This window comes from Streptomyces acidiscabies (genome assembly GCF_020010905.1).
GTDB classification, from domain to species: Bacteria; Actinomycetota; Actinomycetes; order Streptomycetales; family Streptomycetaceae; genus Streptomyces; species Streptomyces acidiscabies.
Map to the genome: position 1 here is coordinate 4,977,032 of NZ_JAGJBY010000002.1, position 19,744 is coordinate 4,996,775.

Sequence of the window (19,744 nt, forward strand, 5' to 3'; positions counted from 1 at the left end):
GGCCGATTCGAAGGAGCTCGCATGTCCAAGCAGCAGAGCGGCGCCCTCAGCCGCAGACAGGTCGTCGGAGGTATCGCGGCGACCGGAGTGGCGCTGACCGTCGCTCCGGCCCTGCCCACCGAGGCGGAGGCCGCCGAGTCCGACGCCGTCCCCAGACCGACCGTCAGGGACCTGACCGTCGACGGCCGTACGGGACGCCTCCTCGGCGTCGACGACACCGCCCCCCGGCTCGGCTGGCGCACGGAGGGCGTCAACCGGGGCTGGACGCAGGCCGCGTACCGCATCCGCGCCGCGCGCGGCGCACGGGACCTGGCGGCGGGACGGTACCTCTGGGACTCCGGCACGGTCCGCTCGGCGGCCCAGCACGACATCCCCTGGGGCGGCCCGCCGCCGGGCTCGCGGCAGGAGGTCGTCTGGCAGGTCCGCACCTGGGGCACGGACGGTTCGACGACGGGCTGGAGCAGCCCGGCGACCTGGGAGACGGGCCTGCTCAGACCCTCCGACTGGGGCAGGGCCCGGTGGATCGACCACCCCGCCCGCACTCTCGACCAGCCCCTCCCGCTCTTCGCCCGCGCCTTCTCGACGACGGGCCGCACCACCAGGGCCCGGCTGTACGTCTCCGGCGTCGGTCTGCACGAGGTCACCCTGAACGGCGCCCCCGTCACCGACGAGGTCCTCGCCCCCGGCAACTCCAACTACCAGCTCTCCACGGAGTACCGCGCCTACGACGTGACGCACCTCGTGCGCCCCGGCGCCAACACCCTCGGCGTCGCCCTGGGCCACGGCACCGCCCTGGTCACCCGCTCCGTCACCAACCCGGCGACCGGGCGCACCGCGCCGTACTCCTGGTGGCAGAGCCAGTTCAAGGGCGACGGCACGCTCGTGGCACCGGCCGAGGCGGGCGCCACCACCGTCAAGGTGAGCGGCGTCGCGGGCTACCACGTCGGCGGCACCGTCAACGTCGACACCGGCGACGGCGGCGTACGCCTGGAGTCCCGCAGGATCACCGCCGTCGGCACGGCGGGCGCGGACGGCACCGGCATCACCTTCACCCCCGCCCTCACCGCGTCCCACGCCACCGGCGTACGGGTCACCGGCTCCGGCAACCCCCTCGCGAGCACCGACCCCAGCGCGGGCGCCGCCGTCACCCCCCGCCTGATCGCCCGCCTCGAACTGACCGGCGCCGACGGCACGGTCCACGCGATCGTCAGCGACCGCACCTGGCGCACCGCGCTCGGCCCCGAGACCACAGCCAACTGGTTCTCCGGCTCCGACTACGACGCCCGCCGCGAACAACCCGGCTGGAACACCCCCGGAGCCGACCTCACCCCGGCCGCGCGCCGCCGCGACGGCACCCCCGTCGACTGGACGGCGGCAGGCTTCGCACCGCCCCCCAACCTCACCACCGCCCTCGTCTGGCGTATCGCCGAATCGGTGAAGATCACGGCCCGCCTCCGCCCGGTCGGCATCACCCAGCCCCGGCCCGGCGTCTGGGTCTTCGACTTCGGCCAGAACTTCGCGGGCTGGCCCCAACTGAACCTGACCGGCACGCTCCCCGCCGGGACGACCGTCACGATGCGGCCCGCCGAGTCCCTCAACGCCGACGGCACGGTCAACCAGCTCTCCGTCATGGGCGGCGGCGCCGTACGCGGCACCGACGTCTTCGACGCGTACACCACGTACGGCGCGCCCGGCGGCGAGACCTGGCACCCCCGGTTCCACTACTTCGGCATGCAGTGGGTCCAGGTCACCGGCCTCCCCGCCGGGTACACCCCCACCGAGGACACGCTCACCGGACTCCAGGTCCACGCCGACGTCCCCGCCGCAGGGGACGTACGCACCTCCAGCGAGCGCGTCAACCGGATCCACCGCATGGCGCGGTACTCGATCATGAGCAACACCATGTCCACCTTCACGGACTGCCCCGGCCGCGAGAAACTCGCCTACCCCGCCGACTACCTCCAGCCCTTCGGCGCCCTGCACCGCACCTTCGGGTACGGCGCCTATCTGCGCACCATGGCGCGCCATCTGGTGGAGGGTCAGTCGCGGGCCGGGGACAACATCGGGAACGTCGCGCTGAAGGCGCCCGTGTACGACTACGGCTACCTCGGCCGGTACGGCGACGAGATCAACTGGGGCGACGGGATCGTCCTCACGCCGTGGCTGCTGTACCGGACGTACGGCGACACGCAGACCATGGCCCGCGCCTACCCGCGGATGCAGGCATTCCTGGCCTACATCCGAACCAAGAAGGCGGGCACGGGCGCCGACGCGCACATCGTCGACGCGGCCCTCGCCGACTGGAGCTCCGCCGAGGCCACCTCCGGGCGGATCACCGGGACCTGGGCCTACCACCAGGTCGCCGACCGGATGGCGCGGATGGCCGCGCTCATCGGACGCGACGGCGACGCGAGCGAGTACCGCGACCTCGCCTCGACCATCAAGCGCGCCTTCAACGACGCCTTCTACAACAGCGCGCTCGGCCGCTACACCAGCCAGGGCGACCAGGGCACGGCCGGCGCGACCCAGGCCGCGCAAGGACTCGCGCTCGACGAGGGGCTCGTACCCGACGCGGAGCGCGGGCGCGTGCTCGACTCGCTGGTCGAACTGATCGAGGGCTACCACCCGTTCGGCGGCGGCCCCCACCTCAGCGCCGGGACGATCGGGCTGTCCCCGGTGATCCGGTCCCTGATCGCCGGGCGCCGCGACGACGTCCTGTGGAACGTCCTCCAGGAGAACACCCGCCCCAGCTACGGCTACTTCCTGGCCCCCACCACCGCCAACCCCCAGGGCCTGACGACCGTCCCGGAACAGTGGGACCTGCTCAACTCGAAGAACCACATGATCCTTCTCCAGATCGACGAGTGGTTCCACAGCGCCCTCGCGGGCATCCGGCAGACGGACACCTCCGTCGCCTACCGCGACCTCGTCATCGACCCCCGCCCGGTCGGCGACCTCACCGAGGCCGCAGGCAGCTACCGCACCCCCTACGGCGAGGTCACCTCCGCGTGGTCGCGCCAGGGAGGCGTCTTCCGCCTCACGGCCGTGATCCCGCCGAACACCAGCGCCGAGATCCGCGTCCCGGCCGGCGGCGGCGCACCGCCCGCGGCCAGCGGGGGAGCGGTCCTCCAGGGCATCGAGGGGGACCGGGCCGTCTACCGGGCGGGCTCGGGGACGTACCGGTTCGTCTCCCGCGTGAGTTCCTGAGAACACCGGGGCGCCGTCCGTCTCCCCGGCCGGCGCCCCGATGCGTGTGACGCGGATCACCTCTTGAGGAAAACCTGACGCCTGCGCCCCGCGTCTTGGGTGTGTGAGAGCACGAGGAAGACCACCCGGCGAGCTCGACGAGGAACACCTCGTCCGGCGCATCGCCCACGGGGACCGGGCCGCGTTCGAGGAGCTGTACCGGCGCACCTCGCCCTGGATGGCCGTACGGCTGCGCAGGCGCTGCGCCGACGAGCAGATCGTCGCCGAGGTCATGCAGGAGACGTACCTCGCGGTGTGGCGCGCGGCCGGCGCCTTCGTCGGAACGGCGGCCGGCGGGAGCGCCGTCGGCTGGCTGTGGACGATCGCCGCGCGCCGCCTCGTCGACGCGTTCCGGCGCCGCGCCCACCACGCCGTACCCCCGCCCGAGGCCGCCGAGCGCCACCCGGCACCCGCCGCCGAGGACGAGGCGCTCGCCAGGGCCGTCGGCGGCGAGGTCGGCGACGCCCTGCACCGCCTCGCACCCGAACTCCGGGACGTCCTCCAGGCGTTGGTGCTCGACGGCCTGTCCGTCCGCGAGACCTCCGTCCTGCTCGGCCTGCCCGAGGGAACCGTCAAGACCCGCGCCCGCCGGGCCCGGACCGAGATGCGGAAGGCGCTGACATGAACGCGGACCACGCGTCGACGCGACTGGTCGACGGCTACGCGCGCGGCGACACGGACCTCGCCCCCGACGAGGTGTGGGCCCTGGAGGCCCACCTGGAGACGTGCCGGCTCTGCCGCGATCGGCTCTCGGCCGCCGTCACGACACAGGCACCCGCCGTCGCGGCCCTCACGGAATCCGTGTGGGCCGGCCTCGAACCCCGTCTCACCCCACCGCCCGCCCCCCGCCGCCGCACGGCACGCCTCGCCCGCTGGCTGACCCCCGCGATGGTCCCCTGGCTCGCCATGGCGGTCAGCGTCACCCTGATCGCCCTGCTCCTGGACCTGACCGGCGCGGGCCGGGTCTCGCTCGTCCTGCTGCTCGCCCCCGTCCTGCCGGTCCTCGGCGTCGCCGCGTCCTGGTCGCGCGGCCTGGACCCGGCGTACGAACTCACCGCCTCCACCCCGAGGTCCGGGCTCTACCTGGTGCTGCGGCGCACCGCGTCCGTTCTCGCCGTCGTCGTCCCCGTCCTGCTCCTGTGCGGCTGGGCGACCGGGGCGAGCGCCGCGCAGTGGCTGCTGCCCTGCCTCGCGCTCACCTCCACGACGCTGGCGCTCGGCGGGGTCGTCGGGGTGACCCGGGCCGCCGTCGCGCTCGCCGCCGGGTGGGCCGGGGGAGTGGTGGCGCCGGCGCTGGCCGTCGGCCGTACGACCGTCGTCCTGGGGACGGGCGGGATGCCGGTGTGGGGGATCGTCCTCGCCGCCGGCGTGGGTGTCGTCATCGTGCGCCGCAGGGCGTACGCCAACTCGGGAAGGAACACGTCATGGTGAGCGCGTCCGACATCGCGCCGACGGTGTACGCCTGGCAGATCCGGGCCACCGGGCTGAAGGTCAGGGTCGGCAGGAACCGGATGGCCGTCGACGGCCTCGACCTGTCGCTCGGGACCGGAGTGCACGGTCTCCTCGGGCCGAACGGGGCCGGGAAGACCACCCTCATCCGGGCCCTGGCCACCGTCCTGCGGCCCACCGAGGGCACCTTGGAACTGCTCGGGGAGTCCGTGGGGGAACGGGGTGAACACCGGGCCGTGCGGCGGCGGATCGGGTATCTGCCGCAGGAGTTCGGCTACTACAAGCGGTTCACCGTCCGCGAGTTCGTCGAGTACATGGCCTGGCTGAAGGAGGTGCCCAAGGCCGACGTCCCGGCCGCCGTGCAGCGCGCCGTGGAACGCGTCGGCCTCGCCGACCGCGCCGACTCGCGTATGAAGACGCTGTCCGGCGGGATGGTGCGGCGCGTCGGCATCGCGCAGGCCATCGTCAACGACCCGGCGCTCCTGCTGCTCGACGAGCCCACCGTCGGCCTCGACCCGGCCCAGCGCCTGCGCTTCCGTGAACTCCTCCAGCAACTCGGCCAGGACACCTGTGTCGTCGTCTCCACCCACCTCGTCGAGGACGTGGCCGCCGCCTGCACCAGCGTCGTCCTCTTCGACGAAGGACGCCTCGTCATCCAGGGCACCCCCGAGGAACTCGCCGCAGCGGGAGGCCCCGACCACATCGGCGACAGCCCCCTCGAACGCGGCTACTCCGCCCTGCTCCAGCACTCCGGACGAGGGAAGGGCTCCTGGTGAACGTCCTGCGCACCGAACTGAAGCGCTCCGCCGCCCCCTGGGCCGGCGCCCTGGTCCTCACGACCTCGCTCGCCTTCCTCCACCTCCCCGACACCGCTTGGTGGAGAGGCACCACGGCGTGGACCGCCCAGTGGACGCCCCTCGCCCTGTGGACCCGCTCCCTCCTCTTCTACCTGTGGCCCCTGGCCGTCGGCATCGGCGCCCTCCAGGGCCTGCGCGACCACCGCTCGACCATGTCCGAACTCCTGACGAGCACCTCGCGCCCCGCCTGGCACCGCGCCGCCCTCCAGGCCGGTACGACGGCGGCGACGCTGGCCGTCGGCTTCACGCTGCTCGTCCTCGTCGGCGGGGTCCAGGTCCTGGCCCACGCCTCCTATGCGCACCTTGGCTGGCTCCCCGTCTCCCTGGTCGCCGTCCTCGCCCTCGCCGCCGGAGCCGTCCTCGGCATGGGCATCGCCCGCACCCTGCCCTCCCCGCTCACCCCGCCCGCCCTCGCCGTCGGCGCGTTCGCGTTCACGACGCTCCTGCACATGTCCCTCGGCCGCACGCGGACGACCACACCGGACGGCTTCCCCGTCTCCCGGCCGAACCGGCTCTCCCTCCTCTCTCCGGCGACCGACGAGATCCGCGCCGCCTACGTCACGCTCTCCGGCGCCGTCGACCTCGGCCAGACCCTGTGGTTCCTCGGCCTCGCGGCCACCGGCTTCGCCCTGCTCATCGCGACGACCCGCCGCACCCGCCTGCTCGCCCTCACCCCGGCCCTCGCCTGCACGGCCCTCGCCCTGCTGGTCCTGCCGACGGACCCGGGCCGCATGTACGTCGTCGACAAAGCCGCCGCCGCGCCGGTCTGCGACGGCCCCGTCTGCGTCACCAGAACCCACCGGGACCGCCTCACCGACCTCGCGGGCCCCGGCAAGGAAGCACTCCGGCGCCTGCACACCGCGCTCGGCGACAGCGCGCCGGCCGCCGTACGCGAGAACACGACGCTCCTGCCCGAGGGCTCCACACCCCGCTGGTCCCGCGACACCGTCCTCGTCGACTTCGACACCCTCACCGCCGAGAAGGGCGAGGCTCTGACCCGGGCGCTCATCGGGCTGGGGATGGTCCCCGGCTGCACGCCCGTCGGCTGGCAGGGCATAGGGGAGGAGGACATCGCCCGGACCGTCGCGGTGGGATGGGCGCTGGGGAGCCTGGAACCCTCGGCCGACACGGAGGCGCGTACGGCGTGGCGGGAACTGAAGGCACGGCCGTATCCCGAGCAGCTCGCGCGGATCGCCGCGATGCGGACGGCGGCGTACAGCTGCCAAGGCGAGCCGTTCGAGGCGCTGAAGGGCGGGGCCCGATGAGATGGCTGACGCTGTACGCCCGCTCCCGCCAGGTCCCCGCGACGCTCGCCGTGATCCTGGTCGGTACGGTCCTGGCCTGGGCGTTCACCCGCGACGGCACCGGCGACCCGCGCCTGACCACTCTCGCCCTCGCGACCGGCGCGATGGCCGCCTCCACCGGCCTCGGCGGCCAGGACCCCGCCCTCGACCGCACCGCCGCGATCCGCTGGACCACCCGCAGAGCCGCCCACGTCCTGCTCGCCGCCGCACTCCTGGCAGCGGCCGTCCTGGTGACGGGAACGCCCGTCGCCCTGATCGCCCGGGACAGCGCGGGCTTGATGGGTCTGGCGGCCCTGGGCGCCGCCCTCCACGGCGCCCACCACGCCTGGGCCCTTCCCTTCGCCTGGCTCGCCCTCGCGTTCGTCGCCCCGCCCCCGACGAGCACGGCGACCCGGATCGTCTCCTGGCTCCTGCTGCCGCCCGACTCGACGGCAGCCGCCTGGACCGCGCTGGTCCTCACGGTCACCGGGGTCACGGCGTACGCGCTGGCGGGACCGTCCCGGCGAGGGTGACTCTCAGCTCCACGCCCCCGACAGATCCCGCGTCACGACCGTGCTCAGCACCCGCACACCCCGCGTCGACGCCGGGTCCAGGCCCGTGAGGTCGCGGACCCGGCGCAGGCGGTAGTCCAGGGTGCGGGGGTGGACGTTGAGGGTGCTCGCGGTGAGGGCGCGGTTCATGTCGCAGTGGTAGTACGCGTCGAGCGTCAGGAGCAGGTCGGGGCCGGGCGAGAGGAGCCGGGCCACCTGCCGGAGCCAGGCGTCGGTGAACGGGGCGTCGGCGACCGCGAGTTCGACGAAGACGTCCGCGAGGGTGTGAGGGCGTAGCCGGTCCGGCGCCCGGCGCAGAGGCGCCGTACGGCTGATGTGCCGGGCCCGGTCGAGGGCGTCGGCGAGAACCGGCCCACCGGCGGTGCCGGCCGCGCAGGGGTGGCCCAGCGCCTCGGCGAAGTCCCGTACCAGGACGGCGACTTCACGGCCCTCGGGGGTCAGCGCGATCAGCTCGCCGCCCCGGCCCGCCGCAGCGGGACGCCACCACAGCGGCACCCGGTGCGCCCTCGCCAGGGCCTCGACCTCCGCGTCCAGGTCCCGCTCGTCGCCGGGCCGGTCCGGCACCCGGACCACCGACACCTCGTAGGCGTCGGCCAGTTCGACACCGGCGACCCGCGCCAGCTCCTTCGCCACCGGGTCCTCGGCCAGCAACGCCTTGGTGAGCAGCGCGACTTGGGCGACGTACGGCAGCCGTCGGCGCAGCGCCGTCACGAACCCCCGGCAGTAGGCGTCGATGCCGCGCTCGCCCTGCGGGGCGAACCAGCCCATGACGCCCATGAGTTCGTCGAGGCTCCCGTCGCTGCGGGCCCGCGTCGCCTCGTCGATCTCGCGCAGCATCAGCTCGGCGTGCACGCGCAGCACCCCCTGCCGCGACGTGAGGGACATGCCGGTACCGGCCCTCAACTCACCCATCGACGCGATGTGGTCGAGATCGCTGTCGGTCAACATCCCGTTGCCCGGGGCCAGTTCGACCGTGCGTCGCCTGAACCACACCGAGTACTCCAGGGTCTGGGCCTTCCCCCGGGAGTCGGCGTCGAGGGAGGCGAACTCCGGGATCTCGCGGGTGTACGCCTCGACCTCGCGACGGGCGTTGGCCGGTGCCTGGCGGGCCAGTTCGGTGAAGAGACCTCCCATGGCGCGAGCATGCCATCGGCGCGCGGGAGGGTCATAGGAGAAAACCGGACCTGTGTTTGTCAGTCAGGGTGAAGGCGTGAAGAGTGTGGAGGCCGTGGGTTCGTGAGGGTGCGCAAAGTTCGCGCGGCGGGGGCCGTTCCTGGTTGCCGGGGCGGATGGGCGCGCGCTTAATGGGACCGCGAGGGCGCCCTCCTTCCGTACACACCACAGCAGTTCGTCCGAACGGGAGGACCACGAGGATGAGAACGGGAAAGAGAGCCGCGACGCTGCTCGCCGCCCTGACCGCGGCCGGCGCCCTCGTCATGGCCGGCACACCCGCCTCCAGCACGCCCACCGCAGCCGCCGTCCCCAGCCTGCGGGCCTTCGGGATCACCGGCGACGGCACCCTGATGGCCACCTTCACCACCGACCGGCCCCAGGTCCTCGACTGGGTCCGCGTCATCACCGGACTCAGCGGCGACACCAAGCTCCTAGGCATCGACCACCGGCCGCAGAACGGCGTGATGTACGGCCTCGGCGACAAGGGCGGCATCTACACCATCAAGACCCCGCCGGCCACCACCGACGTCGTCGTCACCAAGGTCTCGCAGCTCCAGATCGCCCTGTACGGCACGACGTTCGACATCGACTTCAACCCCGCCGCCGACCGGCTGAGGGTCATCAGCAACAACGGCCAGAACCTGCGCCACAACCTCAACGACAACACGACCGTCGCCGACAGCATGCTGAACATCCCGCCCGCGACCACGTACGCGCTCGGCGTGACCGGCGCCGCGTACACCAACAACGACCTCGTCGGCTCCACCGGCACCACGCTCGTCGACGTCGACACCTACAACGACCAGATCGTCATCCAGTCGCCCCCGAACGCCGGGAACCTCGTCGCGACCGGCCTCCTCGGCTTCGACGCGAACCTCGACGCGGGCATCGACATCTTCAGCACCCTCACCAACGGCAAGACGACCGCGAACGCGGCCTTCGCCTCCCTGACGCCGTACGGCGCGAGCACCCCGACCCTCTACAGCGTCGACATCCTCACCGGCTCCCCCACGGCGATCGGTCAGTTCCCGCTCAACATCACCGACCTCGCCATCACCCTCACGGGCACCTACTGACCCGGCGCGCGCCGCGGCCCGGCACCACCGGGGCGCGGCGCCGACTCATTCACCGCGTTGATGACCTGCACACAAAATGACCGCTACCGGCCCGCCCGTACCCCGTCGACGATCGGTGCATGAGCACAACAGGACAGGCCGTCGCGTCCCGAGCCCTGACGCCGGGGCTCCTCGTGGCGGCTACCGGTACGGCCGTGGCGTTCGAACTCAGCTCCCGCGTACCGGCGTTGAGCGCGCTCACGGCCGCCGTCGTGCTCGGGGTCGCGGTCGGCGGGGTGCTCCCGGACGAGACGCGGGACGGCATGACCTGGGCCGCGCGCAAGTGCCTGCGCCTCGGCGTCGTCCTGCTCGGACTCCAGCTCGGGCTCGGGGAGGTCCTCGGCCTCGGCGCCGGGACGGTCGCGGCCGTCGTCCTCACCGTCCTCGTCACCTTCGCCGGGACGCTCCTGCTCGGCCGGCTCCTGCGCGTCCCGCCCGGCCTCACGCTGATGGTCGCGACCGGGTTCTCGATCTGCGGTGCCTCCGCGATCGCCGCGATGGACAGCGTCACCGACACCGACAAGGAGGAGGTCGCCACCGCCGTCACCCTCGTGACCCTCTACGGCAGCGCCGCGATCGCCTTCCTGCCGTTCCTCGGCCGCGCCCTCGCCCTGAGCCCCGAACACCTCGGCACCTGGGCGGGAATCTCCGTCCACGAGGTTGCCCAGGTCGTCGCGGCGGCCTCCTCGGCGGGCCCCGGCGCGGTCGCGGTCGCCGTCGTAGTCAAGCTGACGAGGGTGATCCTGCTGGCCCCGATGGTCGCCGGAGCCGGCGCCGTACACCGCCGCCGCACCCCGGGCGACCGCCCCGCGCTGGTCCCCCTGTTCGTCGTCGGCTTCCTGGCGACGATGCTCCTGCGCACGACCGGCACCGTCCCGACGGCGGTCCTGACCTCGGCCAAGACCACCACCACACTCCTGTTCACCGCCGCCCTCTTCGCCCTGGGCAGCGGCGTGCGGATCGGCGCACTGCTGCGGACGGGGAGGCGGGGGCTGCTCCTGGGAGCGCTGTCCACGGCGCTGGTCACGACGGTGGGGTACGGGGCGCTGAGGGCGGTCGGCACTTTCTGAGGGCCTTGTCCCGGACGACGCCCGCCCGACCGCTCACCCGCCGACAGCGCCCCTCGATATGCCCGGCATGATCGGCGGCGGTCTCGGTCGACGCCCAGTGCAGACGGCCGTCCAGTACCGGTCGCTGGTAGAGGGCGTCACCGAACCCGGAGAAGTTCCGCGGCGCCCTGCCCACCGTCCAGCGCCTCGGCACGTTCCGGGACACCGTCGCCGAACGCGTCCACGCCCGCATCGGCGCCATCGCCTCCACGCAGATGACCGTCGTCGCCAAGCATCTGCTGATCGCGCTCATCAACCACGAGTACCAGCACGACCAGTGGATCGGCGAGGTCCGGGCGCAGAACCTCGGCCACGCCCGGCCGCCGTCGACAACCTGCGCGCCACCCTCACCGCCGACCACCCGGACGCCACGCTCCTGGTGAACGCGGCCGGCGTCTTCGCGCCCAAGCCGTTCCTCGACCACACCGGCGCCGACTACGACCGCTACCAGGCCATCAACCGCGCCTTCTTCTTCCTCACCCAGACCGTCACCGTCACCATGATCGCGCGCGGCGTGAAGGGCGCGGTCGTCAACGTCGGCTCCATGTGGGCGCACCAGGCCGTCGCCGCGACCCCGTCCTCGGCGTACTCCATGGCCAAGGCGGGCCTGCACTCGCTGACCCAGCACCTCGCGATGGAACTCGCCGGGCACGCCCGACGACGTCGCCGCCACGGTCGCCTTCCTGTTGTCCGACGTGACGGACTGGGTGACCGGCGCGGTGTGGGACGTGGACGGCGGGGTGATGGCGGGCCGCAACTGGGGGGGCTCCTACGGCGTGAGCAGTTCGCGCACCCGCCGGCCCACCTCGGGATCGACCATGATCGGGTGGGTCGCCCGGGCGTCGTACCAGGACACCTCGAAGCCGGGCGCGGCCCTGGGCCAGTACAACGCCAGCTGCTCCCGGGCCTCTTCGCGGGCGAACGCCGTCACCGGCCCGTCGTACGGCAGGATCTCGAAGTGCTCCTGCGCGAACATGCCCGCCGACCACAGGACTTGGAGCCGGGCGAACTCCTCCGGGGCGACGGCGTCGTCGTACCAGTACAGCGGCCTGATGCGGGCCAGCGTCTCGGCGGGGTCCAGGGGTTCAGGGAGGCCGAACTGGGCGGACAGGGACGCCAGCCGGAACGAGAGAAGCTCGTCGAGACCCCAGCCCGGGTCCACCAGGGACACCTGGGACGGCGGGTTGACGAGGACCAACGCCCGCACCTCCTCGCCGGACGCGCGCAGGCGGCGGGCCATCTCGTAGGCCACCAGGCCGCCTTGGCACAGCCCGCCGAGGAAGTACGGGCCGTGCGGCTGGAGTTCGCGCAGCTCCAGGAGGTAGCGGTCGGCCATCGCGGTGAGGGAGATGAGGGGGCGTACGTCGCCCCGGTAACCGGGGGCCTCGAAGCCGTAGAACGGGCGGCCCGCACGCCAGCTCTCGACGACCGGCTCCGCGAACCGGATGTTGCCCGTACCGACGTGCACCAGGAAGAAGGGTTCACCGCGGCCCTCGGGGGCGAGCGGGACCAGACAGGTGACGGCGTCCCGGTCCCAGGGACTCGCGGCGGTGCGCCACACGTCCGACGCGGTGAGGACGGGCGCGGGCGGGGGAGCGGCGGGGGCGGTCAGGGCGGCGGCCAGCGACGCGACCGTACGGTGCTCGAAGAGATCCTCCGCGCGCATCGCCAGCCCGCTGCGGCGAGCCGCGCCGACGACGTCGACGGCGAGCAAGGAGAAGCCGCCGAGCTCGAAGAAGTCGTCGTGGGGGCCGACTTCGGTGTCGAGGAGGTCTTCCCAGATGGCGGTGAGGGTCTGCCGGGCGTGGTCGGCGCGCGCGATGCCCACGGCCTCCACGCCGTCAACAGCTCCAGCGATGTTCATGACGTCTCCTTCGCAGTACGAGGCGCGCCGAGCGCACGCCGGTCCGTCTTGCCGGACGGAGTCAGAGGCAGCGCGTCCAGCACCCGATACCGGTCAGGCACCATGTGCGCCGGAAGCTCCGCCGCCGCATGCTTCCGCAGCCGCCCCGCGAGCCCGTCCGCCTGCCCCGGCGCCGCCACCACCCCGGCCAGCAGAAAAGCTCCCGCAGCTGTCGTCGCCACAGTCACCGCGACGTCACTGACCAGCCCCGACCCCCGCAGCACCGCCTCGACCTCCCCGGGCTCGATCCGGAACCCGCGCAGCGCGAGCTGATCGTCCGCCCGCCCCACGAACTCCAGCTCCCCGCCCGGCAGTTCACGCGCCAGATCCCCGGTCCGGTAGTGCACGACGGAGTCCAGCGCGACGAACCGCTCCCGGGTCAACTCCGCCCGCCCCAGATACCCGGACGACACCCCGGCCCCGGCGACCCACATCTCTCCGACGGAACCCACCGCCACGGGCCGCCGATCCGCGTCCAGCACCCGCACCGACAGATGCGGCAACGCCCGCCCGATCGGCGACCGCACCTCCCCGGCGAGCGCGGCGTCGTCCAGCTCCTTGTACGTGACGTGCACCGTCGTCTCCGTGATCCCGTACATGTTCACCACCGACGGCCGCACCCCGCCGACCCCGCCGAGAAACTCCCGTACGACCGGCAGATCCACCCCCTCCCCGCCGAACACGAGCCACCGCACCGCGAGCCCCGGGCACCCCGCCTCCCGGTACGCGGTCGCGGTGTAACGGAACACGGACGGCACCTGGTTGAGCACGGTCACCCCTTCCTCGACCAGCAGCTCCACGAACCGCTCCGGCGACCGCGCCACCTCGTCCGGCACGACGACGAGCGTCCCGCCGGTGACGAACGCACCCCACATCTCCCACACGGAGAAGTCGAAGCTCAGCGAGTGGAAGAGCGTCCACCGCTCACGCGGCCCGAACCCGAAGAGCGGCAGGGCCGCTTCCAGCAGCGCCACGACGTTGGCGTGCGTGACGACACAGCCCTTGGGCCTGCCGGTGGACCCGGAGGTGTAGATCACGTACGCGGGATCGCCGGCGGACGGCGCGGACGGCCGCCCCTCACCGGGCCCGTCGAGAGGCAGCACCACGCCCGGAACCTCACGAGCACGAGGCCCCACCGAGACCCGCACGCCCGCGTCCGCCACGACGTACCGCAACCGCTCGGCGGGATACGCCGGGTCCAACGGCACATACGCGGCACCGGACTTGAGAATCCCGAGCACCGTCACCACCGACTCCACACACCGCCCCACCACGGCCCCGACCAACTCCCCGGGCCCCACCCCAGACCCTGCGAGCACCCTCGCCACCCGGTCCGACCGCGCGTCCAGCTCCGCGTACGTCACCTCCTCACCCCCGCCCCGCAACGCCACCCCGTCGGGCACACGCCCCGCGCTCGCGCGGAACAGATCGACCAGCGTCGTCATGCGACGTCTCCTTCCAGCCGTACGGCACCGTCGACGAGGACCTTCGAGGCCAGCCCCGCCGCGAGGAACACGGCCGCCAGGACCAGCCAGCCGGCCGTCCCCAGGCCGACGGTGAGAGAGGTGACCAGCGCCGGGCCGAGGAACTGCTGGACCCCGCGCCCGAGTCCGAACACGCCCTGGTACTCGCCCATCCGGTCGGCGGGCGGCAGCCCGAACGAGATGCCCCAGCTCCCGGCCGACTGCGCCAGCTCACCGAAGCCGAGGACGGCGACTCCGGCCAGCAGCACGGCGGTCGCCACCGGCGCCGGACCGAAGGCGCTCAGCGCGAGCACCGGACAGGCCAGCGCGAGCAGAACCCCGGCCCGCAACTGGGCCCGCGCGGCTCCCGGGAGCGTGTCGGACCCCCGGCTGACGGCGACCTGGAACAGCACGACCAGGACCGTGTTCGTCACCGACAGCGCCGCGTTCACGGCCGCAGGCGCCGAGGTGCTCGTGACGATCCACAGCGGCAGACCGACGGTCAGCACCGGCTGGTACAGCTCAAGCACCCCGCTGCTGAAGGTGACGAGCAGGAAACGGCCGTCCCGCAGAGCGGCCCCGGAGGACGCCGCCGTACCGGCCCGCCGGGTGGGCGGAGTCGGCGGGAAACCACGCCCGATGAGTACGCAACTGAGCTGCGCGACCGCGTTGGCGAGCGTCACGACGTAGAAAGCACGTCGGCCGCCGACGGCGAGAGCCGGTGCCGCGACCGCCGCCCCCGCGGCGAGCCCCAGGTTGAACAGGCCGCGCGTCTGGGCCCGCACCTTCGTGGCCCGCTCCCCGCCGAACAGGGCGTGGGTGAGGGCGCCGCGCAGGGGGCTGCCCGCCGTCTCGCACAGGGAGATCAGGCAGGCGACGGCGACGAAGGACACGTAGTCGTCGACGGCCGCGTACAGCGCGAACAGCACCGCCAGCAGCCCGTACATCGTCAGCAGCGGCCTCTTCGGACCGATCCGGTCGGCGAGCCGGCCCGCCGGGACCGTCCCGAGGAACCCGCACAGACCGGCGGCCGACAGCCCCAACGCGACCTGCCCGGCGCCGAATCCGAGGACCCGGGTGAAGAAGACGGTGCTCGCGGTGAGGAAGAACCCCGTACCGCTCGCCTGCACCAGGACGAGGAACGCGAACCGCCGCGCGTCACCCGGCTCCGGGACCAGACCGGTGGCCCACCTCGTGCGAAGTACGGTGTCAGACAAGGCCGTTGCCCTTGAGCTCGGCGGCCGTGGCCCGGTGGACCCGCCCGTCGTCCGTCGTGAACGTGTAGGAGAGCAGACCCGCCGCCTTCTCGACCGTCGCCAGCATCGCCGCGTGGTCCGGGGCGTGCCCGAAGGCGATGTCCAGCAGCGCCGTGTGCACCCCGCCGGGCAGCCGCTCCCCGCGCCGCACCAGCGGCACGATCCCGGTGACACCTTCCAACGCCCGTACGTCCGCGACGCCTTGACGCCTCGTCAGCGTGCACGCCTCGCGCGGACCCGGCGTGGAGAACTGGAAGTACACCCCGTCGAACGACAGCGGCGGCACGTGGACCCGCTCACCGAGCGCGATCCGCCCCGCGACCTCGACCAGACTCAACCCGGCCGCCCGCTGGGCGAGTTCACCGACCCAGCCGCCCAGCCTGCCGTTCACCTCGATGATCCGGGGCCCGTGAGGCGTGAGCTTGATCTCCGTGTGCGTGATCCCCGACCGGACCCCGAGGGCCCGTACGGCGTCGGCGGCGAGGCTCCCGAGCGCGGCCACCTCCGGCGCGGGCAGGTGGCTCGGCCAGAACTGGCCCGTCTCGCGGAACGGCGGCAGGAGCGCGGGCTTGCCGGTCACGGCGAGGACACGCACCTCGCCGTCCTGCACGAGGCACTCCACCGACACGTAGTCCCCGAAGGGTAGTTCGGACCGGCCGGCCAGGAACTCCTCCAGCACCAGGGCGGTTTCCGCGTCCGACAGCAGCGCCTCGGCCAACTCCCGCCCCTCGTCCGGGTCCTGGACCAGGTAGGTGTTGCGGCTGCCCTCACCGCGTACGGGCTTGAGGACCGCCGGGAGCCCGGTGACGGCGACCGCCTCGGGCCACTGCGCGGCGCGGTCGAGGCGGTGACTGCGGGCCTGCGGTATCCCCGCCTCGCGCAGACACCGGCGCTGCGCCGCCTTGTCGGTGAGGAGACGGACCGTCGCGGGGGAGTGGTACGGCAGCGCCAGGCGCTCGGCGAGGAGAGCGGTGGTGTGCTGCATCCGCTCACTGAACGTCGTGACGGCCCGGACGCCGACGGCGCGCAGCGCGTCCACGGCGGCCCCGAACCCGGCGTCCAGCGACACGACCGGCCCGAATTCCCCGACCAGCGGACGCATCGACCGCGCGTGTTCCGAATCCCCGAGAACCGTCACCACGGGAATTCCGGTCCGTCGAATTCCCGCACCGATCTCACCGGCGGAAGCGGCACCTTTGTCGTACACGACGACTATCGATCCGGCGGCGATATCCGGCACCCACCTGTTCCTTTCCTGCCGGTCCAAGGCAGTCGAATGGCCCGACCGCGCTGTCCGAATCTATCGCCCCTGTGCAATGAAGCACCCACGGGGAGGTAAAGGAAAGGTCGTCGAAAAAGCCGTTCACATATTCTGAAGCCCACTTGACAATGCCGATATTCGCGCTCGAAGAACAAGGCCCGCATTCGCCCACGACCCGCCGCACTACGATGCCCCCATGCCAAGGACCGACCGCTCCGCCCGGCTCATCCCGGCCCCGCCGGCCACCGTCTACGCCGCCCTCGTCGACCGTTCCGCCCTGGAGACCTGGCTCCCGCCGACCGGCATGAGGGGACGCGTCGAGCACTGGGACCCCCGCCCCGGCGGCGGCTTCCGGATGACCCTCACCTACCTCGACCCCACGGACGACCCCGGCAAGACCTCGGACGGCACCGACGTCGTGGACGTCGCCTTCGCGGCCCTCGTCCCGCCCGAACGGATCGTCCAGCAGGCCGTGTTCACGTCCGACGACCCGTCGTACGCGGGCACCATGACGATGACCTGGGACCTCACCCCCACCCCGGAGGGCACCCGAGTGACGGTCACCGCCACCGACGTACCCCCCGGCATCGGCCAGTCCGACCACGAGGCCGGAATCGCCTCGTCCCTGGCTCAGTTGGAGACGTACGTGACGGGCCGGACCGGAGACTGACCCCGCGCTACACCGCCGACCGTGCGTTGCCGAGTTCCGCCAGCCGCGCCAGCGCGGGGAGAGCCGCCGCGATCGCCTGCCGCTCATCCGGCGTCAACTCGGCGACCAGGCCGACCAGATGACGGCTGCGGTCCGCGTACCGCGCCTCGCCGATCGCGCGCCCCGCATCGGTGATGTGGACGAGGGACGCCCGGCCGTCCGCCGGATCGGGCCGGCGCTCCACGAGCCCGTCGCGTTCGAGCCGGGTGATCACCTGCGTGACCCCCGGCTGGCTCATCTGCTCCGACCGGGCCGGCTCCCGCGTTCACCGTCACCTCGGTCCTGTGCGGACTCGCTCCCACCATCGGGTTCCTGGTGGCCGCCAGCCTCCTCCAGGGTGCCGCCGCCCTGCTCGTACCGCAGGTGCTGGCGACGATTCAGGCGGTGACCGCCGACCGGGCGCACGCCCGCGCGATCAGCCTGAAACTGCCCGACCCGCGCTGAGACCGCCGCCGTGCGCAACGAACGACACCCTTCAGTGAACCCGGCGCCCCACCCGGTACACCGCCCGCACGTCCGTGACCGCCCCGATGTCGTCGACCGGAGACCTGTCGAGCACGACGACGTCCGCGTCGGCCCGAGGCTGCAACACCCCCTTGCGGCCGGTCATCCCGACCGCCTCGGCCGCCTCGGAGGTCGCGGACCGCAGGACGCCCACGGCGGGCATCCCCAGCTCGGCGAGCTGCCGCAGCCCGTGCGGATACACCCCGTGCGCCTTCTCGGGAGCGATCCCCGAGTCGGTGCCGGGAACGACCCGCACACCGGAGGCGATGACCTTCGCCATGAGTTCGAGGAACTTCTCGAAGGCCGCCGCGATCGCCGGAGGCACGGTCCGGCCCGGCATCGTCCCCACCGTGAGACTCACGAACGTCCCCCGCCGCGCGACCTCGTCCAGCACGTCGGGCAGCAGGAGGACACCGGTCGGCGTCATGAACGAGAAGTGCTCGATCGTGTCGAAGCCGACGCCGACCGTGTCCACGACCGCCGGGAGCGCGTGCGCGTGCGCGGCCGTGCTCAGCCCCAGCCGGTGCGCCTCGTCGACGATGAGCCTCAGGTCGGAGCGGCCGTACTGCTGCCGCGTCGGATCGGACCCGGGCGTCATGTTGCCCCCGCTGGCCATCACCTTCACCACCTCGCACCCCCGCTCGGCGCGCTCCCGTACGGCCGCCAGCAGCGCCTCGGTGCCCTGGGCCTCGCCGCCGAGGAAGTGGCAGTGCCCGCCGGGGGTGGTGATCGGCGGCCCCGCCGCGACGATCTCGGGACGCTCCTCGGCCGGAACCTTGTTCCGCAGGTCGAGGGTGAGGTAGTCCCGGTCGCCGAGGTCCCGGACGGTCGTCACCCCGGCCGCCAGCGTCGCCGCCGCCGAGACGCGCGCGGTCTCCAGGACGGCCGCCCGGTCGTCGGACGTCACCTGCCGTACGGCGTCGGGCCCGCCGTCCCAGGTCAGGTGGACGTGGGCGTCTATGAGCCCGGGCAGCAGCCAGGCGTCAGGGCCGAAGTCGGTCACCGCCGCGTGCTCCGGCGGCTCGGCGCCCGTGCAGTCGACGTCGAGGATCACGCCGTCCTCGACCAGAACCGTGCCCGACGGCCGGACCCGCACGCCGTCGAAGACGTGCCCGGCTCTGAGCGCCAGCAGTTCGCTGCGCATAAGTCTCATCTCCAAGAACCGCAATGTGGGGGGAGAGGGCCGGAGAACGGGCCCCTGAAGAGAGACTCTGGCCGCTGACCAGGCGCGTTGGGAACAGTCGATCACCGATGCCGGTCATCGACCGGGTCGATGCCCCAGCGCCCCCAGCCCCGCCGCCACGATCACGTCGGTCCGGTCGGGATGGTTCTCGTCGCGCCGCGCCATCATCGTCGCCGTCACCGCCCCGATCGCCGCCACCACCCGCACCCGCCGCTCCTCGTCCTCCCACACACCCGGGTCGAACGCCTCCATCAGCGTGCGCTGCGCCCCCGAGAGCCGCTCCAGCACCTCCGGCTCCCGCGTCAGCCAGAACGCCCCCACGACGAGCGCCCCCATCCCCGGCCGCTCCCCGAGCATCCGCACCAGCGCCTCGACGAGCACGGCGTCCCGCCCGGGCCCGACGGGAGCCGCCGCGGCGATGTCCGCCAGCGTCGCGGCGGTCTGCTCCGCCTGCGTGACCACGGCGTCCTGAATGCGCTCCTTGGAGCCGAACCGCTTGAGGACGGCGGCCTTGGAGTAGCCGGCGGCGTCGGCGATCGCCTGGACCGTCCCCTGCGCGAACCCGTGCTGGGCGAACACGAAGGCCGCGACGTCGGTCAGCGCGTGGTCGATCTCCTCGCTCGTGGGTTTCACATTTGACTTCATGGCCTCAAGTTACCAT

Annotated in this window: 18 protein-coding genes and 2 pseudogenes; 11 read left to right on the forward strand and 9 right to left on the reverse strand. The window is 72.9% G+C overall.

The genetic code is table 11. The annotated features are described in order from the left end of the window. Positions 1-21 precede the first annotated feature (21 nt). The 6 genes from J8M50_RS49600 (at position 22) to J8M50_RS48235 (ending at position 7,368) form a co-directional block, all read left to right on the forward strand. Positions 22-3,207: an alpha-L-rhamnosidase gene (locus J8M50_RS49600; RefSeq protein WP_010360343.1), complete on the forward strand. Its 3,186-nt coding sequence runs from the start codon at positions 22-24 to the stop codon at positions 3,205-3,207. A 103-nt stretch (positions 3,208-3,310) separates the two neighbouring features. Further along, positions 3,311-3,871: an RNA polymerase sigma factor gene (locus J8M50_RS48215; RefSeq protein WP_010360342.1), complete on the forward strand. Its 561-nt coding sequence runs from the start codon at positions 3,311-3,313 to the stop codon at positions 3,869-3,871. Continuing rightward, positions 3,868-4,677, forward strand: a complete 810-nt coding sequence (locus J8M50_RS48220) for a zf-HC2 domain-containing protein (protein WP_010360340.1) — start codon at positions 3,868-3,870, stop codon at positions 4,675-4,677. The genes J8M50_RS48215 and J8M50_RS48220 overlap by 4 nt, the downstream gene beginning before the upstream one ends. Continuing rightward, the gene (locus J8M50_RS48225; protein WP_010360337.1) at positions 4,671-5,471 is read left to right on the forward strand and encodes an ABC transporter ATP-binding protein; all 801 of its coding nucleotides are present in this window, start codon (positions 4,671-4,673) and stop codon (positions 5,469-5,471) included. Before J8M50_RS48220 ends, J8M50_RS48225 begins: the two co-directional genes overlap by 7 nt. Next, positions 5,468-6,817, forward strand: a complete 1,350-nt coding sequence (locus J8M50_RS48230) for a hypothetical protein (protein WP_010360336.1) — start codon at positions 5,468-5,470, stop codon at positions 6,815-6,817. The genes J8M50_RS48225 and J8M50_RS48230 overlap by 4 nt, the downstream gene beginning before the upstream one ends. Then, entirely contained in the window at positions 6,814-7,368 is a 555-nt protein-coding gene (locus J8M50_RS48235; protein ID WP_010360334.1) for a hypothetical protein, read from the forward strand. Before J8M50_RS48230 ends, J8M50_RS48235 begins: the two co-directional genes overlap by 4 nt. A 3-nt stretch (positions 7,369-7,371) precedes the next feature. Here the strand turns inward: J8M50_RS48235 and J8M50_RS48240 are convergent, their stop codons facing one another. After that, positions 7,372-8,541 (reverse strand): PucR family transcriptional regulator, encoded by a 1,170-nt coding sequence (locus tag J8M50_RS48240; protein ID WP_010360333.1) that lies wholly within the window; start codon positions 8,539-8,541, stop codon positions 7,372-7,374. Between the two features lie 239 nt (positions 8,542-8,780). Between J8M50_RS48240 and J8M50_RS48245 the strand changes: the two genes are divergently transcribed. Both J8M50_RS48245 and J8M50_RS48250 read left to right on the forward strand, forming a co-directional pair. After that, positions 8,781-9,656 (forward strand): DUF4394 domain-containing protein, encoded by an 876-nt coding sequence (locus J8M50_RS48245; RefSeq protein ID WP_010360331.1) that lies wholly within the window; start codon positions 8,781-8,783, stop codon positions 9,654-9,656. A 119-nt stretch (positions 9,657-9,775) separates the two neighbouring features. Continuing rightward, positions 9,776-10,765, forward strand: a complete 990-nt coding sequence (locus J8M50_RS48250) for a YeiH family protein (protein ID WP_010360330.1) — start codon at positions 9,776-9,778, stop codon at positions 10,763-10,765. Positions 10,766-10,902: 137 nt separating this feature from the next. On the opposite strand, the gene J8M50_RS49970 is transcribed toward J8M50_RS48250, so the two are convergent. Further along, complete coding sequence (locus tag J8M50_RS49970) at positions 10,903-11,118, reverse strand: hypothetical protein (protein WP_029184653.1); 216 nt, start codon at positions 11,116-11,118, stop codon at positions 10,903-10,905. On the opposite strand from J8M50_RS49970, the pseudogene J8M50_RS49975 reads away from it, so the two are divergent. After that, positions 11,082-11,487 (forward strand): annotated as a pseudogene (locus tag J8M50_RS49975) (SDR family NAD(P)-dependent oxidoreductase); the annotation flags it as partial. The gene J8M50_RS49970 and the pseudogene J8M50_RS49975 sit on opposite strands and share 37 nt — an antisense overlap. 86 nt (positions 11,488-11,573) lie before the next feature. Here J8M50_RS49975 and J8M50_RS48270 read toward each other — a convergent pair. The 4 genes from J8M50_RS48270 to J8M50_RS48285 are packed head-to-tail and all read right to left on the reverse strand — an operon-like array spanning position 11,574 to position 16,666. Next, positions 11,574-12,668 carry a thioesterase domain-containing protein gene (locus tag J8M50_RS48270; protein WP_010360326.1) on the reverse strand — a complete coding sequence of 365 codons (1,095 nt, stop codon included), beginning with the start codon at positions 12,666-12,668 and terminating at the stop codon, positions 11,574-11,576. After that, positions 12,665-14,152: an amino acid adenylation domain-containing protein gene (locus J8M50_RS48275; protein WP_010360324.1), complete on the reverse strand. Its 1,488-nt coding sequence runs from the start codon at positions 14,150-14,152 to the stop codon at positions 12,665-12,667. Before J8M50_RS48275 ends, J8M50_RS48270 begins: the two co-directional genes overlap by 4 nt. After that, positions 14,149-15,387 (reverse strand): MFS transporter, encoded by a 1,239-nt coding sequence (locus J8M50_RS48280; protein WP_010360322.1) that lies wholly within the window; start codon positions 15,385-15,387, stop codon positions 14,149-14,151. Before J8M50_RS48280 ends, J8M50_RS48275 begins: the two co-directional genes overlap by 4 nt. Then, complete coding sequence (locus tag J8M50_RS48285) at positions 15,380-16,666, reverse strand: ATP-grasp domain-containing protein (RefSeq protein ID WP_040838647.1); 1,287 nt, start codon at positions 16,664-16,666, stop codon at positions 15,380-15,382. The genes J8M50_RS48280 and J8M50_RS48285 overlap by 8 nt, the downstream gene beginning before the upstream one ends. Positions 16,667-16,883: 217 nt before the next feature. Here J8M50_RS48285 and J8M50_RS48290 point away from each other — a divergent pair, with 217 nt between their 5' ends. Then, positions 16,884-17,357 (forward strand): SRPBCC family protein, encoded by a 474-nt coding sequence (locus J8M50_RS48290; protein ID WP_010360316.1) that lies wholly within the window; start codon positions 16,884-16,886, stop codon positions 17,355-17,357. 7 nt (positions 17,358-17,364) lie between these two features. Here J8M50_RS48290 and J8M50_RS48295 read toward each other — a convergent pair whose 3' ends face one another. After that, positions 17,365-17,634: a MarR family winged helix-turn-helix transcriptional regulator gene (locus J8M50_RS48295; protein WP_010360315.1), complete on the reverse strand. Its 270-nt coding sequence runs from the start codon at positions 17,632-17,634 to the stop codon at positions 17,365-17,367. A 23-nt stretch (positions 17,635-17,657) separates the two neighbouring features. Between J8M50_RS48295 and J8M50_RS48300 the strand changes: the two are divergent. Next, positions 17,658-17,819, forward strand: a pseudogene (locus tag J8M50_RS48300) (MFS transporter); the annotation flags it as partial. Positions 17,820-17,871: 52 nt separating this feature from the next. Here J8M50_RS48300 and J8M50_RS48305 read toward each other — a convergent pair. Next, positions 17,872-19,044: an amidohydrolase family protein gene (locus tag J8M50_RS48305; protein ID WP_010360314.1), complete on the reverse strand. Its 1,173-nt coding sequence runs from the start codon at positions 19,042-19,044 to the stop codon at positions 17,872-17,874. Between the two features lie 114 nt (positions 19,045-19,158). Continuing rightward, positions 19,159-19,728, reverse strand: a complete 570-nt coding sequence (locus J8M50_RS48310; protein ID WP_078481485.1) for a TetR/AcrR family transcriptional regulator — start codon at positions 19,726-19,728, stop codon at positions 19,159-19,161. Between the last annotated feature and the right edge of the window lie 16 nt (positions 19,729-19,744).

Bases quoted from the DNA above. Each gene is read 5' to 3' on its own strand.
- J8M50_RS48225 (WP_010360337.1), top strand. From the start codon at position 4,671: ATGGTGAGCGCGTCCGACATCGCGCCGACGGTGTACGCCTGGCAGATC.
- J8M50_RS48305 (WP_010360314.1), bottom strand. From the start codon at position 19,044: ATGCGCAGCGAACTGCTGGCGCTCAGAGCCGGGCACGTCTTCGACGGC.
- J8M50_RS48235 (WP_010360334.1), top strand. From the start codon at position 6,814: ATGAGATGGCTGACGCTGTACGCCCGCTCCCGCCAGGTCCCCGCGACG.
- J8M50_RS48290 (WP_010360316.1), top strand. From the start codon at position 16,884: ATGCCAAGGACCGACCGCTCCGCCCGGCTCATCCCGGCCCCGCCGGCC.
- J8M50_RS48310 (WP_078481485.1), bottom strand. From the start codon at position 19,728: ATGAAGTCAAATGTGAAACCCACGAGCGAGGAGATCGACCACGCGCTG.
- J8M50_RS48220 (WP_010360340.1), top strand. From the start codon at position 3,868: ATGAACGCGGACCACGCGTCGACGCGACTGGTCGACGGCTACGCGCGC.
- J8M50_RS48270 (WP_010360326.1), bottom strand. From the start codon at position 12,668: ATGAACATCGCTGGAGCTGTTGACGGCGTGGAGGCCGTGGGCATCGCG.
- J8M50_RS49600 (WP_010360343.1), top strand. From the start codon at position 22: ATGTCCAAGCAGCAGAGCGGCGCCCTCAGCCGCAGACAGGTCGTCGGA.
- J8M50_RS48245 (WP_010360331.1), top strand. From the start codon at position 8,781: ATGAGAACGGGAAAGAGAGCCGCGACGCTGCTCGCCGCCCTGACCGCG.
- J8M50_RS48250 (WP_010360330.1), top strand. From the start codon at position 9,776: ATGAGCACAACAGGACAGGCCGTCGCGTCCCGAGCCCTGACGCCGGGG.
- J8M50_RS48240 (WP_010360333.1), bottom strand. From the start codon at position 8,541: ATGGGAGGTCTCTTCACCGAACTGGCCCGCCAGGCACCGGCCAACGCC.
- J8M50_RS48275 (WP_010360324.1), bottom strand. From the start codon at position 14,152: ATGACGACGCTGGTCGATCTGTTCCGCGCGAGCGCGGGGCGTGTGCCC.
- J8M50_RS48295 (WP_010360315.1), bottom strand. From the start codon at position 17,634: ATGAGCCAGCCGGGGGTCACGCAGGTGATCACCCGGCTCGAACGCGAC.